The sequence below is a fragment of the Herbaspirillum sp. GW822-FHT03A08 genome (genome assembly GCF_058801885.1).
Genome location: NZ_JBXANR010000002.1, coordinates 808,401 through 824,179, shown reverse-complemented (window position 1 = coordinate 824,179; position 15,779 = coordinate 808,401). Strand labels below are relative to the sequence as shown.

13 protein-coding genes and 1 riboswitch are annotated in these 15,779 nt (G+C 58.9%); of the genes, 5 read left to right on the top strand and 8 right to left on the bottom strand.

Going from position 1 to position 15,779, the window contains the following annotated elements:
• The first annotated feature begins 55 nt into the window (after nt 1–55).
• Nucleotides 56–1,279 (top strand): YbfB/YjiJ family MFS transporter, encoded by a 1,224-nt coding sequence (locus AC1RN6_RS08860; protein ID WP_493004651.1) that lies wholly within the window; start codon nt 56–58, stop codon nt 1,277–1,279.
• 84 nt (nt 1,280–1,363) lie between these two features.
• On the opposite strand, the gene AC1RN6_RS08855 is transcribed toward AC1RN6_RS08860, so the two are convergent.
• Entirely contained in the window at nt 1,364–2,863 is a 1,500-nt protein-coding gene (locus AC1RN6_RS08855) for an AMP nucleosidase (RefSeq protein ID WP_493004650.1), read from the bottom strand.
• Nucleotides 2,864–3,472: 609 nt separating this feature from the next.
• Between AC1RN6_RS08855 and AC1RN6_RS08850 the strand changes: the two genes are divergently transcribed.
• Nucleotides 3,473–4,540 carry a type II asparaginase gene (locus AC1RN6_RS08850; protein WP_493004648.1) on the top strand — a complete coding sequence of 356 codons (1,068 nt, stop codon included), beginning with the start codon at nt 3,473–3,475 and terminating at the stop codon, nt 4,538–4,540.
• 143 nt (nt 4,541–4,683) lie between these two features.
• Here AC1RN6_RS08850 and AC1RN6_RS08845 read toward each other — a convergent pair whose 3' ends face one another.
• Nucleotides 4,684–5,259 (bottom strand): TMEM165/GDT1 family protein, encoded by a 576-nt coding sequence (locus tag AC1RN6_RS08845; protein ID WP_493004647.1) that lies wholly within the window; start codon nt 5,257–5,259, stop codon nt 4,684–4,686.
• A gap of 3 nt (nt 5,260–5,262) precedes the next feature.
• A riboswitch (yybP-ykoY riboswitch) is annotated at nt 5,263–5,442 on the bottom strand.
• A 308-nt stretch (nt 5,443–5,750) separates the two neighbouring features.
• Here AC1RN6_RS08845 and AC1RN6_RS08840 point away from each other — a divergent pair.
• The 3 genes from AC1RN6_RS08840 to AC1RN6_RS08830 all read left to right on the top strand — a co-directional run bounded on the left by AC1RN6_RS08840 (nt 5,751) and on the right by AC1RN6_RS08830 (nt 10,835).
• Nucleotides 5,751–7,385 carry an OpgD/OpgG family glucan biosynthesis protein gene (locus AC1RN6_RS08840; protein ID WP_493004645.1) on the top strand — a complete coding sequence of 545 codons (1,635 nt, stop codon included), beginning with the start codon at nt 5,751–5,753 and terminating at the stop codon, nt 7,383–7,385.
• Nucleotides 7,386–7,584: 199 nt separating this feature from the next.
• On the top strand, nt 7,585–9,927 hold the full coding sequence (locus tag AC1RN6_RS08835) for a bifunctional diguanylate cyclase/phosphodiesterase (protein ID WP_493004643.1): 2,343 nt from the start codon (nt 7,585–7,587) through the stop codon (nt 9,925–9,927).
• Nucleotides 9,928–9,968: 41 nt separating this feature from the next.
• Nucleotides 9,969–10,835, top strand: coding sequence for a phosphate/phosphite/phosphonate ABC transporter substrate-binding protein (locus tag AC1RN6_RS08830; protein ID WP_493004764.1), 867 nt, complete (start codon nt 9,969–9,971; stop codon nt 10,833–10,835).
• On the opposite strand, the gene AC1RN6_RS08825 is transcribed toward AC1RN6_RS08830, so the two are convergent.
• From AC1RN6_RS08825 to AC1RN6_RS08800, 6 genes are all read right to left on the bottom strand, one after another.
• A complete protein-coding gene (locus AC1RN6_RS08825) occupies nt 10,832–11,272 on the bottom strand; it encodes a nuclear transport factor 2 family protein (RefSeq protein WP_493004641.1) in 441 nt (146 codons plus the stop codon). The genes AC1RN6_RS08830 and AC1RN6_RS08825 overlap by 4 nt on opposite strands.
• Complete coding sequence (locus AC1RN6_RS08820; RefSeq protein WP_493004639.1) at nt 11,269–12,054, bottom strand: SDR family NAD(P)-dependent oxidoreductase; 786 nt, start codon at nt 12,052–12,054, stop codon at nt 11,269–11,271. The genes AC1RN6_RS08825 and AC1RN6_RS08820 overlap by 4 nt, the downstream gene beginning before the upstream one ends.
• A 68-nt stretch (nt 12,055–12,122) precedes the next feature.
• Complete coding sequence (locus tag AC1RN6_RS08815) at nt 12,123–12,659, bottom strand: DUF3833 domain-containing protein (protein ID WP_493004637.1); 537 nt, start codon at nt 12,657–12,659, stop codon at nt 12,123–12,125.
• Nucleotides 12,656–13,978, bottom strand: a complete 1,323-nt coding sequence (locus AC1RN6_RS08810; RefSeq protein ID WP_493004635.1) for an MFS transporter — start codon at nt 13,976–13,978, stop codon at nt 12,656–12,658. Before AC1RN6_RS08810 ends, AC1RN6_RS08815 begins: the two co-directional genes overlap by 4 nt.
• Complete coding sequence (locus tag AC1RN6_RS08805) at nt 13,975–14,514, bottom strand: chalcone isomerase family protein (RefSeq protein WP_493004633.1); 540 nt, start codon at nt 14,512–14,514, stop codon at nt 13,975–13,977. Before AC1RN6_RS08805 ends, AC1RN6_RS08810 begins: the two co-directional genes overlap by 4 nt.
• 18 nt (nt 14,515–14,532) lie before the next feature.
• The gene (locus AC1RN6_RS08800) at nt 14,533–15,771 is read right to left on the bottom strand and encodes a class I SAM-dependent methyltransferase (RefSeq protein WP_493004762.1); all 1,239 of its coding nucleotides are present in this window, start codon (nt 15,769–15,771) and stop codon (nt 14,533–14,535) included.
• Nucleotides 15,772–15,779: the final 8 nt, after the last annotated feature.

The following is a 15,779-nucleotide window of genomic DNA, read 5'->3' as shown; positions in this document are numbered from 1 at the left end:
CAATAATAGTGACGCCCGGCGGTCGTCACCCGACACGCCTCAAGAACAGGAAACAATGACTACTCCGGATGCAAGCCATCACCGAAAAAGCGCCTTGCGCATCGCCTTCGCCGGTCTGATTGCGCTCGCCGCGGCCATGGGCATCGGCCGCTTCGCCTTCACTCCGCTGCTGCCGATGATGCTGCATGACCAGACCATCGATCTCAACGGCGGCGGATGGCTGGCGACGGCCAACTATCTTGGCTATTTCATCGGCGCGATGCTGTGCGCATTCTGGCGCGGCTTGCCGCCGACGCGCACGATACGCGCCGGACTGATCGCGACCGTATTGCTGACGCTCGGCATGGGACTGCTGCATACGCAAGCGGTCTGGCTGGTATTGCGCCTGCTATCCGGCATCGCCAGCGCATTGGTGTTCGTCTACAGCTCGGGATGGTGTCTGCAGCGTCTGGCGCAACTGCAGTTGCCGGCACTGGGCGGCATCATCTATTGCGGTCCCGGCATCGGCATCATGCTCACCGGCTTGTCGAGCAGCGGCATGGTCGCCTATGGCTGGCATGCCGATACCGGCTGGGTCGCATTCGGCTTGCTGGCGGCGGTGTTGACTGCGGTGGTGTGGAGCACCTTCAGCGGCAACCTCGATCTGCGTGCGGGCAACGCCGCCCAGACCGGCGCGGAGGCCGTCGAACCGGCAGCGATCCGCCAAGAAGTGCGCTGGCAAGTGCTGGCCTATGGCATGGCGGGATTCGGCTACATCATCACCGCCACCTTTCTACCGGTGATTGCGCGCCAGGCCTTGCCGCCCGGTTCGGCCTGGCCGGATTTTTTCTGGCCGCTGTTCGGCTTGTGCGTAGCGCTCGGTGCGCTTGGCGCGACACGAATCCCGGTGCATTTCGATCAGCGCCTGCTGCTGGCGGCCAGCTATGTGATGCAAGCGGTCGGCGTAGTCAGCAGCGCGATTTTTCCGAATGAAGTCGGATTCGCGCTCGGCAGTATTTTGCTCGGCCTGCCGTTCACAGCCATCACGCTGTTCGCCATGCGCGAGGCACGCCGCCTGCGCAGCCATCATGCTGCGGGACTGATGGGTCTGATGACCGCATCCTATGGCATCGGCCAGATCGCCGGACCTCCATTGGCCACGCGGCTGGTGCATGCGACAGGCTCGTTCACGCCCTCGCTCAGCATCGCGGCGATCGCTTTGCTCGGCGGCGCCGCCTTGTATGTATGGTTGAGCCTGCGCTCACGCGCCGATCAGGGCGCAACCGCGGCACAGGGATGAACACGGCCTTGAAATGCAACGAGCCGATGCTGAATCACCAGCATCGGCTCGCTTACAAAAAACGTAACAGATAAGAATTCAGACTTAACGGAACGCCGGTTCGCCGAAACTGCGCAGCTTGCGACTGTGCAATTGCTCGATGCCATGATTGCGCAGCAACTCGAGCGCACGAATACCGATCTTCAGGTGCTGAGCGACACGTTGCTCGTAAAAGCGATTCGCCATGCCGGGCAACTTGATCTCGCCGTGCAGCGGCTTGTCGGACACGCACAGCAGGGTGCCATACGGAACGCGGAAGCGGAAGCCGTTGGCCGCCACCGTCGCGCTTTCCATATCCAGCGCGATCGCCCGGCTCTGACTAAAGCGCAGCAACGGCGTGCGGTGGTCGCGTAGCTCCCAGTTGCGATCATCGACCGAAGCCACGGTGCCGGTGCGCATGATGCGCTTCAACTCATACCCCTCCAGCTGCGTGATGCCGGCCACGGCGTCCTGCAAGGCCAGTTGCACTTCCGCCAGCGCCGGGATCGGCACCCACAGCGGCAAGTCGTCATCCAGCACATGATCGTCGCGTACGTAAGCATGCGCCAGCACGTAGTCGCCCATGCGTTGCGATGACGACAAACCCGCGCAATGGCCGAGCATAATCCACCCATGCGGACGCAGCACGGCGATGTGATCCGTGATGGTCTTAGCGTTGGATGGACCGACGCCGATGTTGACCAGCGTGATACCGGAGCCGTCCGCGCGCTGCAAGTGATAGGCCGGCATCTGCGGCTGGCGCACCGGAGGCGTGCCGGTGCTTGGCGTGCCCTTCATTCCTTCGACATTGGCGTTCGGTGTCGTGACATTGCCCGGTTCGACAAAAGCCGTGTACTGCTGGCGATAGGTACGCAGCTCAGGATCGTCGGTCGCCTGCATCAGCTCGCGCCCCATGCGCACGAACTCATCGACGTAAAACGCGTAGTTGGTGAACAGCACGTAGCGCTGGAACTGCTGCGGCGCCGTCGCCGTGTAATGACGCAAGCGATGCAGCGAGTAATCGATGCGCGGGCCGGTGAACAAGGCCAGCGGATGAATGCCGTCGCGCCAGCCGCCGTTGTCGACTTCATAGGTGCCGTTGACGATGCGGTCATCCATCTCGGCCAGATCGGGCAGGTCGAACACGTCCGGCAACAAACGTAAATGATCCGGGTCCAGATCACCCTCAACGTGAATGCCTTCGGCAAACGCAAAGTGCACCGGGATCGGTAAATCGCTGACGCCGATTTCCAGCGGCTCCTGATGATTGGCCAGCAGCAGCTTGAACTGGCTCAGCAGATAATTCTTGAACAGCGTGGGGCGCGTCAGCGTAGTCTGGTAAGTGCCTGGACCGGCGACAAAGCCAAAGGACTGGCGCGTATCGGTGTGCGTGACCTTTTCAGTCGTGATGCGCACGAAGGGATAACACGCTCGCACGCGCTCCTGCAGCACTTCGCCCTTGGCGAACTGCTTGAAAGCATCACGGAGGATGGCGGTGTTGTGTTCATAGATTTCGATCACGCGATCGACCGCCGCTTGCGGATCGGTAAATTTTTCGGTCAACAACTTTTCTCCAATCAATTCCGGTTCTCGACACACTGCCTGACTTCATGAACTTCATAGAGCGGCAACGTCCGATTTCATTGTACCTATATAAACAAAAAGGCCAATCCAATTCCGAAAGCCGGGAGGAAAACTGACTGCGGGCAACAACGGTATTTCACGCAAATTACCGGGCAAGCGAATTCTTGAATAGAATTAAGAATTCGACATTGATTTTTTGGATTTAACAAAAATAGAGAAGACGAAAAATCGAAAATACTCGCAAATCCAAAACATTCTCTTCGACCATTCTTTTGAGTATGCGATCTGCCGCGCATTGGCGGCCCGCCGAAACCGTTTCGCACAGCGCCACACGAGCGATTTAAGTGCAAAAATATCTTTCTCACGCCCTCAAAAAGCGCTCTTCATGCACTCCTTCCGAGCAAATAATTTGCGCGATTATTTGGCCGAAAAAATAGTTCTTAATTTTATCCAAGACATCTTCTAAGAAGCAGTAATGAGTGCTATCGTGGCTGCTCTCCGCGCCTCACGAGGGTTGCTTCCGACGATATCTGCTCGCGTTGGAACAAACGGAGATGAGACTAAAAACATACTTTCACCAAGAGGAACGACATGTATTCCAAAAAGATCTTCGGCCAATTTCTGATCCTGGCTTGTGCTGCTCTGGTATCCGTCGCGCACGCGCAAAAACTTCCTAACGTCATGATCCTGGCAACCGGCGGCACCATCGCCGGCACCGGCGCATCGAGCACGACAACCGTCGGCTACACCGCAGCAAAAATCGGCGTTGACGCGCTGATCGACGCCGTGCCTGAACTGAAGAAAGTCGCCAACGTCAAGGGCGAACAAGTATTCCAGATCGCCAGCGAAAACATGAACAACGACTACTGGCTGAAGCTGTCCAAGCGCGTGAACACGCTGCTGGCGCAAAGCGACGTCGACGGCATCGTGATCACGCACGGCACTGACACCATCGAAGAGACTGCTTACTTCCTCGACCTGACAGTACACAGCAAGAAGCCGGTGGTGATCGTCGGCTCCATGCGTCCATCGACAGCGATCAGCGCCGACGGCCCGATCAACCTGTACAACGCCGTCTTGCTGGCTGGCAGCCAGGAAGCCATCGGCAAGGGCGTGCTGGTGACACTGAACGATCAGATCAATGCTGCTCGCGAAGTGACCAAGACCAACACTTCCACACTGGATACCTTCAAGACGCCTGAACTGGGTTTCCTGGGCTACATCCAGGGCAGCAAGCCGTTTTTCTATCGCCAGTCGACACGCAAGCACACTGTTGATTCCGAGTTCGACATCTCGAAGCTGGACGTTCTGCCGCAAGTCGACATCGTCTACGGCTACGCCAACATGAACCCGATCGCGCTGAACGCCTTTGTGGCAGCTGGCGCCAAGGGCATCGTCCACGCCGGCGTGGGTGACGGCAGCCTGAACAACATGGTCGCGCCATCGCTGACTGAAGCACGCAAAAAAGGTGTTGTGATCGTTCGCGCCAGCCGCGTCGGCCAAGGCATCGTGGCACGCAACGGCGAAGCTGACGACGACAAGCTGGACTTCGTTGTTTCCGACACGCTGAACGCGCAAAAAGCCCGCATTCTGCTGATGCTGGCACTGACCAAAACATCCGATACCAAAGAAATCCAAAAGATCTTCTATTCGTATTGATCGCTGATTTTGGCAGGCTCGCGCAGCATCTGAGCCGGCTACCAGTCAGAACGGAAAACGGCCCGCAATGCGGGCCGTTTTTTATTGCGAAAAGCAACGAGCGAGATCAAGGTTCCTGGCACCTTGAAGTACTGCCGCCAGACTCAGACGCCAAGCGACTTGCCGGCACCCAGCAACGTCGCCACACCGATGACTGCAAAGATCAATGCAGCAATCGCGTGCACAATGCGCACCGGGATCTTGCCCGCGATACGGTCACCCAGCAACACCGCCGGCACGTTGGCGATCATCATGCCCAGCGTCGTCCCGGCAACCACCGGCACGAAAGCGTGATACTGCGCAGCCAGCGCCACCGTCGCCACCTGCGTCTTGTCACCCATCTCCGCCAGGAAGAAGGCGATCACGGTGGTACCGAATACGCCGAAACGTGCGAACTTGGCTTCGCTCTCGTCGAACTTGTCGGGGATCAGCGTCCAGATCGCCATGCCGATGAAGGACACACCGAGAATCCAGCGCATGGTCTCAGGCGACACCAGCGAAGTGATCCAAGCGCCCAGCGCACCCGCAAAAGCGTGATTGGCGATGGTCGACACCAGAACGCCCAGAATGATGGGAACAGGTTTGCGGAATTTTGCAGCGAGGATAAAGGCCAGCAGTTGCGTCTTGTCGCCGATTTCAGCTAATGCGACTACGCCGGTAGAAATGAGAAATGCATCCAATTGGGGTCTCCATGGCCGGACAGAAAACAATGACCACGCCTCTCCCCGGCCATTCCGGAAGGCAACGTGGTCAAAGGTCTTGTCAAGCGCTTAGGACCGCTTATGCCATGATCGTGTGGATCAAGTATGTTGACATAAGCCCCTCCTCAGGGTGGAAGGCGACTACTCCCCAATGACCCGCGCATTTTACTCAATTAGTTTTTATGCGTCCATAGAAAATACACAAAGAGGCAGGAACCAAGCGCCGGTAACGAGACTCTTTATTAAGTAGCTAGTAGACGCAGGGCAAGCTTTATAGCCCCGGTACCAAGTACCTGCGCCGGCAAGCCCCTCGTCATGCTAGGATTTCCGCCTTTGCAGCCAGGCCTTCATTCATCGATGAAACGAATGAAGCCAACGATGCAGGTGACGCCCACCTCGATTTGCATCAGGCCGCACTCCCGACCAACCGTTGCTGTCTTGCACAGCATTAATCATTTGACATCTCGCCTATGATCAATCGACGCACCTTCCTGAGCTCTGCCACCGCGACCGCCGCTCTCGCCGCTCTCGGCATTCCTCCCGAAGCGCTCGCCGCCAATCGCATCAAGCTCGGCAATCCCGCGCCCTTCTCCTTCGACTCCCTGATTGCACAGGCGCGCACCACTGCGCAGTCGCCTTACAAGGCGCAGAACAAGCCGCCTGCCGAGATCCTCGACAAGATCGACTACGAGGCACACGGCAAGATCAAATTCAATACCGACTCATCCTTGTTTGCAGATGGTCCAGGACAGTTTCCCGTGACCTTCTTCCACCTCGGCCGCTTCTTCCAGGCGCCGGTGCACATGTACACGCTCGAAGGTACGAGCAGCGCCGGCAACAACGTCAGGGCGCGCGAAATCCTGTACGACGAAAGCTACTTCGACATGCCCGCCGACAGCCCGGCGCGCAAGCTGCCGCGCGGCAGCGGCTTCGCCGGTTTCCGCTTTCAGGAAAGCCGCACCGGCGACCAGGCCAAGCTCGACTGGCGCAAGAACGACTGGGTTGCCTTCCTCGGTGCATCCTACTTCCGCGCCATCGGCGACTTGTACCAATACGGACTGTCGGCGCGCGGCATCGCCATCGACGTCGCTCAGGCCGGCAAGCCGGAAGAATTTCCGAACTTCACACATTTCTACTTCGAAGCGCCTGCCGATAAAAGCGACACCGTCGTCGTGTATGCCGTGCTGGACGGCCCGAGCATCGTCGGCGCTTACAAGTTCATCATGCGACGCGACGCCGGCGGCGTACCCGGCGTGATCATGGACGTGGACTGCGCGCTGTTCCTGCGCAAGGACATCGGCCGCCTCGGCATTGCGCCGGCGACATCGATGCTGTGGTTCTCCGAAGCAGTCAAAGGCACCGGCGCCGACTGGCGCCCGGAAGTACATGACTCCGACGGTCTCGCGATCTGGAACGGCAACGGCGAACACATCTGGCGTCCGCTCAACAACCCGGCGCGCATCACCGCCTCGGCGTTCGGCGACAACAACCCGCGCGGCTTCGGCCTGCTACAGCGCGACCGCAATTTCGACCATTACCAGGACGGCGTGCACTATGAGCGCCGGCCGAGCTTGTGGGTCGAACCGCTGGAAGGCTGGGGCGAAGGCTCTGTGCAACTGATTGAAATCCCGACCGACGATGAGATTCACGACAACATCGTCGCCATGTGGGTGCCGAAAGCCAAAGCCGCCGCAGGCAACAGCTACCGCCTGCGTTACCGCCTGCACTGGCTCAAGGACGAACCGTATCCGTCGCCGCTGGCGCGCTGCATCGCCACGCGCCTTGGCAACGGCGGTCAGCCGGGCCAGCCTCGTCCACCCAATGTGCGCAAGTTCATGGTCGAGTTCAAGGGCGCGCCGCTGGAAAAACTGGCTTTCGGCGAGTTGCCGGAAGCCGTGCTGTCGAGTACCCGCGGCACCTTCTCCTATGTGTTCACCGAAGCGGTACCGAATGGTGTTGCCGGCCACTGGCGCGCCCAGTTCGATCTGGCTGTCGACGGCGACGATCCGGTCGACCTGCGCCTTTATTTGCGGCACAAGAATCAGACCCTGTCTGAGACATGGCTGTATCAATATCAACCATTCAAAACACGCACAGTTTACTGACAGACTGACAATTTTTTATCCGCTGCGCAGGCAATCGCGCTTGCGCAGCGCCCCTTCGTTTCCTGCACGCCACTGACCGTTGTGAATACACGGCCTTGTCATCAATTCGACACAATTTCCGCTTACTCTTCAAAAAACGCTTTGCGAACAGCGCAAAGACATCCCGAATTGAGGCAAAAAGTTGCGGTTACGATTATCGATGCGGCCAACCTGGCTGAATACGGCATTTCAAGATGGCCGGGGCCTGTCGCTGGCCTACGTGCTGCTATCGTGCTTTTTGCTGATCGTGATCTGGACCATCACCTTCACGCGCATCCACAATGAACGGACGCTGGCAATCGAAAGCTCGGTTGCCGACAGCAAGAACGTCGCCGCCATCATCTCATCCAATCTTGAAGAAGTACTCAGCAAGGCGCTGCTGTATTCGCGCATCGGACAATCCGTGCTGGATGGCGATGCCCACGCAGCCAGCTATCTGTCACCGTTATTCCTCGGCGATTCGGCCTATCTGCGCGTAGCGATCTTCGACGCCGACGCCCACCTGGCCTACTCTTCCGCACGCCAGAAGGACGAGCCGGAATTCGCCCAGCTCATCAACGCCGCCTATGTATCGTCCCTGCTATATTCCCAGCGCCAGGGTGGCATGATCATCAGCCCGCCGATCAAGAAGGACGGCTATACCTGGCGCGTCCCGCTGCTCATCCCGTTGAAGAACAACAAGGACCAGTTGCAGGGGTTCTTCACCGCCATCCTCGACCTTGGCTATTTTTTGAGAACGTACAAGGATGTCAGCGTCAGTAGCGGCAGCCGCATCGAAATTCTCAATTCGACCGGATTCCAGCTGGCCGAACTGAGCGGCAGCACTTTGTCCGGAGGCAGCAATTTCGCGGGCGAAGACTACGCCCTCTTCCTCGTCGACAACAAGACCGATGACGAAATCCATGCCGTACGTCCCGGCGAAGCCACCCAGCAAATCGGTGTGCAACGCAAACTGGACCGCTATCCGCTGGCCGTCATCGTGAGTCGCGACCCGGAATACGTGCTCGGCAAACTCACACAGCCGCATCGCGAATATCGCTATCAGGCTGTCATCATCTCCATCATCGTGCTGCTGTTCTGCTACGCGCTCGTCAACATCGCGCACCGGCGCAAACGCCTGTACGAAAAGCTGCTCTACTCCGAACGGGAAAAGAGCGGCCTCATCGATCAACTGGAGCAAGAAAAATCGCGCGCCTACCAGCTCGCCTCGCACGATTACCTGACCGGCATTCCCAATCGCATGCTGTTCCATGAGATTGCAGCCACGGAGCTGTCGCGCGCGCGCCGTAGCCGTAAGCTGTATGCATTGTTTTTCCTCGATCTCGATAAGTTCAAGGTCATCAACGATACGCTTGGCCACGCGGTCGGCGACGCCTTGCTGCAGAATGTCGCCAAGCGCCTGCGCAGCGTGCTGCGTGAATACGATCTGGTGGCGCGACTGGGCGGCGACGAATTCGTCGTACTGGTTTCCGAGATCGCGGCCGAAGAACGCATCGCCGAAATCGCCAGCACCTTGCTCACCGCGGTCAGCGCTCCCTATCCCGATCTCGAGGGCCATGAAGTCCAGACCACGCCGAGCATCGGCATCGCGCTCTACCCGCGCGACGGCCAGACCGTCGACGAACTGCTGACCAGCGCCGACGCCGCCATGTACACAGCGAAGAAAGCCGGCAGCGGCACCTACCGTTTCTACGACGCCTCACTCAATGCCTCGGCGGCGCGCGGCCTGGAACTGCTCACGCGCTTCCGGCAAGCGCTCAAGACCGACGAATTCTGCCTGCATTACCAGCCCAAAGTAGAAATGCAGAATTTTGACATCGTCGGCATGGAGGCGCTGATCCGCTGGGAGCACCCTGAACACGGCCTGATCTTCCCCAACGATTTCATCCCGCTGGCGGAAGACCACGACCTGATCATCCCGCTCGGTCACTGGATCATCAAGGAAGTCTGCCGGCAACTGGCTGAATGGCGCAAGCGCGGCATCGCCTTGCTGCCGGTCGCCATCAACGTATCGGTCAAGCAGTTACAGGACGAGCTGCTGCTGGAGACGATCCTCGGCGCACTCAAGAAATACAAACTGGCGCCCTTCCTGCTGGAAATCGAAGTCACCGAAAGCTGCTTCATCGACGACATGGAAGCCGCCAAGAATGTACTGGAAAAACTGCGCGACGAAGGCCTGCGCATTTCGCTCGACGACTACGGTACCGGCTATTCCAGCCTCAGCCATATCAAGACGCTGCCGGTCTATGCGCTCAAGATCGACCGCTCATTCATCCGCGATATCCGTAACGACAACAGCGACGCCATGATCGTCGCCTCCACCGTCTCGCTGGCGCGCAATCTCGGCCTGAAGGTGATAGCCGAGGGTGTGGAAAGCAAAGAACAGCTGATGCATCTCAAGGTCATCGGCTGCGATGAAGTACAAGGTTTCTATCTGCAGCGCCCGGTATCGGCAGAGCAGATAGAACCGATACTCCAGAAAGGGAAATTCGATCCGCTATGACAGCCCTGCAAACGATCAAGAAAAACGGACGCCCTCAACGCATGCTGGCGGCACTGCTTGCCGCAATGACGATGTCGCTGGCTTTCGGCGCCGCATCAACTGCTGCCGAATGCGAACGTCCTGCCCGGCTGCGCATCTCGTTTGTCCCCCAAGGCGAATTACAGGACGACGGCGCGGCAATGAAACCCCTGTTCGACGATCTGGAGCATGCGTTGCGCATGCCGGTCGAGATCATCACCCCGGCCTCTTACGGCGCTGTCACTGAAGGCCTGCTGGCAGGTGCAGTTGATATTGCCCGCCTTGGTCCGGCAACCTATGTTTCCGTACGCAAGAGCGATCCGAAAATCACCCCCTTCGCCACCTTACTGCGCATGGCCGACGGCTTCACTGAAGGGAGCGCCGCCGCATATTATTCGATACTGATCGTACGCCAGCACGGGCCGATCAGCTCCATCGCCGGATTGAAGGGGAAGCGCCTGGCGCTGGCTGATCCGGAAAGCACTTCCGGCGCATTGATTCCGATACACGTCTTCTCGCGCCAGCTCGGCACATCGCTGGACAAGTATTTCCAGCGCATCGGTTATTCCGGCAACCATGAACAATCGGTGGCGGCGGTGTTGAACAAAGAGGCCGATGCGGCGTTCGTCGCCAGTTCCAATCTAGGCTCGCTGATCGCCGCCGGCAAAGTCAAACGCTCGGACATCCGCGTGCTGTGGAAGTCGGCGCCGATTCCATTCGACCCGTTCGTCTATCGTGGACAGCTGTGCGAAGATATCAAGAAGAAAATCCGGAACGTCTTCTTCAATAAGAAAAGCGCCAACATGAACAACACCCTGAGCGCCATCCATGCGCAGGAATTTGTAGCGGCCAATGACAAGGACTACAACATCATTCGCAATCTTCCTTAGGCCCTGGTTTTGAACAGGCTGCACAGCCAGCGAATCAGACCGCCGACTACCGGAAGTTTCTGCAGAAGCTCTTCAGCCGCGTCCCAATAATCCCGATGCAGGACGACCAGTCCGTCTGCATTGAACTTCAGATGCGTGCCGCCGGCGATCACATACGGCTTGCCCTTGAGTCCGAACTGAAATGCCCAGGTAATGAAGGCCTGGTCGCCGTCAACCACACGGTCCCCGATCACAAAGCGCGGATCGTCGGTGGTGTCGAACATATGCTCATACACCGCCATGATCGCCGGGATACCCTGCACATCGTTGAAGGGATCCTTGAAACGCACATCGGGTGCGTAAAATTGTCCGATATGCCGCACGCTCTGGCGCGTCAAAGTGCAATACCAGTCCATCAGCACATCCAGCCGTTCTTTCGTCTGCGCAGTAGTCGTCATGTAAGGTGTAGAAAGCGTTGGAACAGCGCAAAGCGCCAGCGGTAAGGGAGCATCTGAATCAGCTTCAGAATACGCGTAAAGCGATGCGGGAAGTGAATTTCGAACTGGCCCTTGGCGATGCCGCTCCAGATGTTGGCCGCAGCGGCATCCGGCGTCTGAATCGCCGGCATGGCGAAATCGTTTTTGTCGGTCAGTTCCGTCTTCACGAATCCCGGATTGATCAGATAAACGCTGAGCCCCTTGCTGTGCAGATCGCTATAGAGAATCTCCGCCAGATTGATCAGCGCCGCTTTGCCGGGACCATACACGCTGGCATTGGGCAGCCCCATGTAGCCTGCCACGCTGGCGATCAGTGCGATGCCGCCGCTGCCTTGCGCCAGCATGGCGGGCAAAACACTGGACAAGGCCGAATAGACGCTGATCAGATTGGTCTTCAAGGTCTGCTCGGCAGCGACGGCGCTGACCTCCCAGCTGCGCTCCGGCCGGTAGCCGGCAGCGCAGAAAAACAGCAGATCGATACCGCCGAACGCGGCGCAGATCTCCGCATGGCGTACGCGCCAGGCAGCATGATCGAGCACGTCGAAGGGCACGACCAGCACGTTGCCGGAAGTGCCTGCGATCTCTTGCAATGCATCAATGCGGCGTGCGGAAATCGCCACCCGGGCGCCATTTGCCAGAGCCTGCCGCGCCAATGCCGCGCCGATGCCGCTGGAAGCGCCGATCAACCAGATGCGCTTGCCCTTCCAGTCATGCACCGGCGTATTCATCGGGCCAAATATCATACCGTCCACCGATCTTGGTTAGTCGAAGATTGCTGGTTGAGAATGGACTGATTTAGTGGAGTCGTCATTCAGTTGCGCTTGCGGAAGAACAGTGTCACCTGGCCGACTTCAAACCCGAACTTGCGCATGCTGGTGCGATTGACCATGGTCTGCCGGTCCATCAGGAACATCCAGTCGTCCATTTCCATTTCATACGTTTTGCCATCCACCGGCAACAGCAAGGTATAGCGCCAGTTCAGCGCATTGCCGGCAGCGCGGCCGAGCGCTTCGCCCACGACATCGCCGGCAGTGCCGCGCCAGCTGCCGTCCGGCTGGTGGGTCAATGTCCAGATGCGTTGCTGCGTCGTGCCGTCGTCGTAGAGGAAGCGCTCGTCGAGCATCAGCTTCCCATCCCGTTCGCTGCCGGTGATCTCGACATGAAAGCGTTTGACGACTTCTCCGCCCCGCTTCTGGAACATGCCCCAGGCATCGGTCTTGCCGGAGAAAAACTGGACCGGATCAAAGACCGGCTCGTTCTTCGCGTACTGCGCTACGTCCGGCGACGCACAGGCACACAACAGTGATACAAGCAGGACATTGCAGAACCTGAACAAGGTGATTTTCATGATGGTGATTCCTGAGGATCGGTAGAAGTTATCGGGCTCACGGACGAGGCTCGCTCGCCAGTCAGCGCGTGTAGGGATTTAAGCAGCAGCAATGCCGCCAGCTTGAAGGCACAGGGAACGACGGCGTAGACCCACGTCAGCGACATCCCGGCAGCGGCTCCCGGCTGATAGCCGAGCAGCGCCAGCAAGGGCAAGGTCAATCCCGCGATCGCCAGTGACAGCTTGCCGAGCAAAGTCCACACGCCGTAGTAAGCAGCGGTGCTTTCATCTTTTTTGATCATGGTCGCCAGCAGCACCGGCGGCAACGACAGATCGGCGCCAAGGGCGAAACCGGCGACCACACAGACAGCGGCATACCCCCAGACGTCGCCCGGCCCCAGCAAGATCGCGCAGCCAAACGCCGCGATCGCCAGCAGCATGCCGATACGCCAGGTTTTCAACACACCCACTCGTTTTGCCGCGATAACCCAGAGCGGCAAACCGCACGCCGATGCCAGAAAATATCCGCCAAGGAAGACGCCCGCGTATTGCGGCAATTGCAGACGGTCGTTGATGAAGAACAATGCCAATGTCACCGGTATCGCCATCGAGACGGCGTTCAGAAAAAACGGCAGCAGCAGGCGGCGAAATCCGCTGTTGGCCTTCATTGACGCCATCGAAGCGCGCCAGCCGATGGCGCCGCCGGCAATCTTGCGCCATGGCGTTGCGAAGTACAGCAAGGCGATCAATGACACGCCGAGCAATAGCGCAAATGCACCGCCGTAGGCACGTAGTTGCGAGTCGATTTCACTGCTGACCGGGCTGTTTCCCGCAAGGATAAGACTGGGAATGGCGCCCGCAATCACCGCACCAAGCAGACCGGCAAGTTCTCTCATCGCGGCGGCGCCGAGCAAGCCATCGGCATGCTCGGCCAGACGCGCGCCCCAGGACATGTAGGCGATGTTGAGCATGCTGTGCGCAACATAAGCAACAATCAGCATGGCTGCCAGCCAGGCCAGTAGCGCAGTGCTGCTGGCCCTGACCGGCTGGGGCGGCAGCCACACGCCCCAGAATGCCAGCGCCAGTATCGTGGCGCCGGCGATCAGCCACAGACTCAGTCCTCGTCCGTCCAGCCTGTCGATGCAGCGCCCCAGCCATGGATCCTGTACGGTGTCGATCAGGCGCGCCAGAAACAGCACCCAGCCGGTACCGGCCAGTGCCAGCCCCAGACTGCCGGTGTAGTAGGCGGGCACCTGCACATAAATCGGCAACGCGGACATGGCCAGCGGCATGCCGAGCAGACCGTAGGCAACATGGCGTAAGCTGCTTTCTGTTTTCATTTTTCCGTTCCCAAAAGCCGGTTGCGCAGCTGTACGTCCTTGCTGCGCGGATCAAGCCAGATGGCAAAAAATGCATGGGCGAACTCAAGGTCTTTCACCTCCCCGAGTAAACGCGTGCGATTGTAGAAGCGGCATCCGATGCCAGGCAAATAAACACCGGTGAGCTGATCGCCTTCACTGACATCGGTAAAGACGCCGCCCATCAGAGACTCCCATTGCTTGAGCTGGTCATCGCTGTAACGGTCGCCGGATAACCGGCGGATTTCGTCGATACTGGTTTGCACGATGCGCGCCCGGCTGATGCTGCGCTGGTAGGTCAGTTCAAGAGCAAACGCCTGTGTCTGATCGAAAGGCGTGTATGCGCTCCATAGCGCCGCGTTGTAAATTCTGAGCCCGAACCAGCGCAACTCAGCGCTGCCTGACAGTTTTGCCTGCGGCAAGTCATCGCGCCACCCCGCTGCATACACAGGAGCAGCCCCCAATACCGCGATCAGCAGAGACAATGCGGCGAGACGATGTTGCAACGATGTGCGCATGATGCTCGCCAATACCGGTCAGGTTTTGAGCAAGGTGAACTGGATCACATCGGTGCGCTCTTCGTCGAAGCCGACTTCACAATACGCGTAATAGAGCTGCCACAGACGCATGAAGCGTTCATCGAATCCCTGCGCCATGATGGCCTCATGCTTCTCCTGAAACGACACATGCCAGCGGCGCAGCGTTTCAGCGTAATCAAGACCGAACCGATACTGATCCAGCGTCTGCAGACCGGCGCTGTGCGCACGAGCGCAAAACCGCTCGGGGCTGGGCAACATGCCGCCGGGGAAGATGTATTGGCGAATGAAGTCGGAGCTGCTGCGATAGCGTTCAAAATATTGTTCGGCGATGGTGATCGACTGCACCAGCGCCTTGCCGCCTTTGCGCAGACGCGCAGCGACGGTCTGAAAATACTGCGGCCAGTAGCGCTCGCCCACCGCTTCAAACATCTCGATGGAGACCACGGCATCGTAAGCGCCGGTGAGATCCCGGTAGTCGCGCAGCTCGAGTTTCGCCAGATCGCCGAGGCCGTGTTCGGCAATGCGCTGCTGCGCAATCTGCAATTGCGCCGGCGATATGGTCACGCCATGTACGCGAATACCGCGCTGCGCCGCATGTTGCGCGAAGCCGCCCCAACCGCAGCCGATTTCCAGCACATGGTCACCGGCACGCAAGCCCAGTTGATCGATGATGCGCTGGTACTTGCGTGCCTGCGCAGTTTCCAGGCTCTGCGCGTGATCGCCGGCAAACATCGCGCTCGAATAGGTCCAGCTCCGGTCCAGCCAGAGACGGTAAAAGTCATTGCCGATGTCGTAGTGAGCATGGATATTCTTGCGACTTCCCTCGCGCGTATTCGAGCGCATCCAGTGGCGCAGCCGATGCCATAGTTCAGCCAGCTTGCCGCCGAACATCATGCGTCCCAGCTCGGCCTGATTGCGCAAACACAGGCGCAGCAATGCGCTCAAGTCAGGGGTATCGACCCAGCCGGCTGCATAGCTCTCGGCAAACCCAATGTCGCCCGACCGCAGCATGCGGGCGCAAGCGCGCCAGTCCTTGATATGCAGCTGCGCGCTGGGCGGCTGATGCAAGTCGCCGAAAGTCAGCGCTGTTCCGTGCGGTGTGATCAACTGCAGATGCCCGTGCGCCAGGCAGTTAAGCAGCCGCAAAAACAGCCGCGTCGCCGGTGGTGCAGAGACGTCGGATGACGTCGCTCCCTGCGCCGGCAGTGAACGTGCCGGTGAGGCAAGATGATTCATCTCGTTCT

What these genes read in the sequence shown, in the direction of transcription:
- AC1RN6_RS08805 (WP_493004633.1), bottom strand. Translation starts at nt 14,514, where the DNA reads ATGCGCACATCGTTGCAACATCGTCTCGCCGCATTGTCTCTGCTGATC.
- AC1RN6_RS08820 (WP_493004639.1), bottom strand. Translation starts at nt 12,054, where the DNA reads ATGATATTTGGCCCGATGAATACGCCGGTGCATGACTGGAAGGGCAAG.
- AC1RN6_RS08860 (WP_493004651.1), top strand. Translation starts at nt 56, where the DNA reads ATGACTACTCCGGATGCAAGCCATCACCGAAAAAGCGCCTTGCGCATC.
- AC1RN6_RS08825 (WP_493004641.1), bottom strand. Translation starts at nt 11,272, where the DNA reads ATGACGACTACTGCGCAGACGAAAGAACGGCTGGATGTGCTGATGGAC.
- AC1RN6_RS08840 (WP_493004645.1), top strand. Translation starts at nt 5,751, where the DNA reads ATGATCAATCGACGCACCTTCCTGAGCTCTGCCACCGCGACCGCCGCT.
- AC1RN6_RS08835 (WP_493004643.1), top strand. Translation starts at nt 7,585, where the DNA reads ATGCGGCCAACCTGGCTGAATACGGCATTTCAAGATGGCCGGGGCCTG.
- AC1RN6_RS08810 (WP_493004635.1), bottom strand. Translation starts at nt 13,978, where the DNA reads ATGAAAACAGAAAGCAGCTTACGCCATGTTGCCTACGGTCTGCTCGGC.
- AC1RN6_RS08800 (WP_493004762.1), bottom strand. Translation starts at nt 15,771, where the DNA reads ATGAATCATCTTGCCTCACCGGCACGTTCACTGCCGGCGCAGGGAGCG.
- AC1RN6_RS08850 (WP_493004648.1), top strand. Translation starts at nt 3,473, where the DNA reads ATGTATTCCAAAAAGATCTTCGGCCAATTTCTGATCCTGGCTTGTGCT.
- AC1RN6_RS08830 (WP_493004764.1), top strand. Translation starts at nt 9,969, where the DNA reads ATGCTGGCGGCACTGCTTGCCGCAATGACGATGTCGCTGGCTTTCGGC.
- AC1RN6_RS08815 (WP_493004637.1), bottom strand. Translation starts at nt 12,659, where the DNA reads ATGAAAATCACCTTGTTCAGGTTCTGCAATGTCCTGCTTGTATCACTG.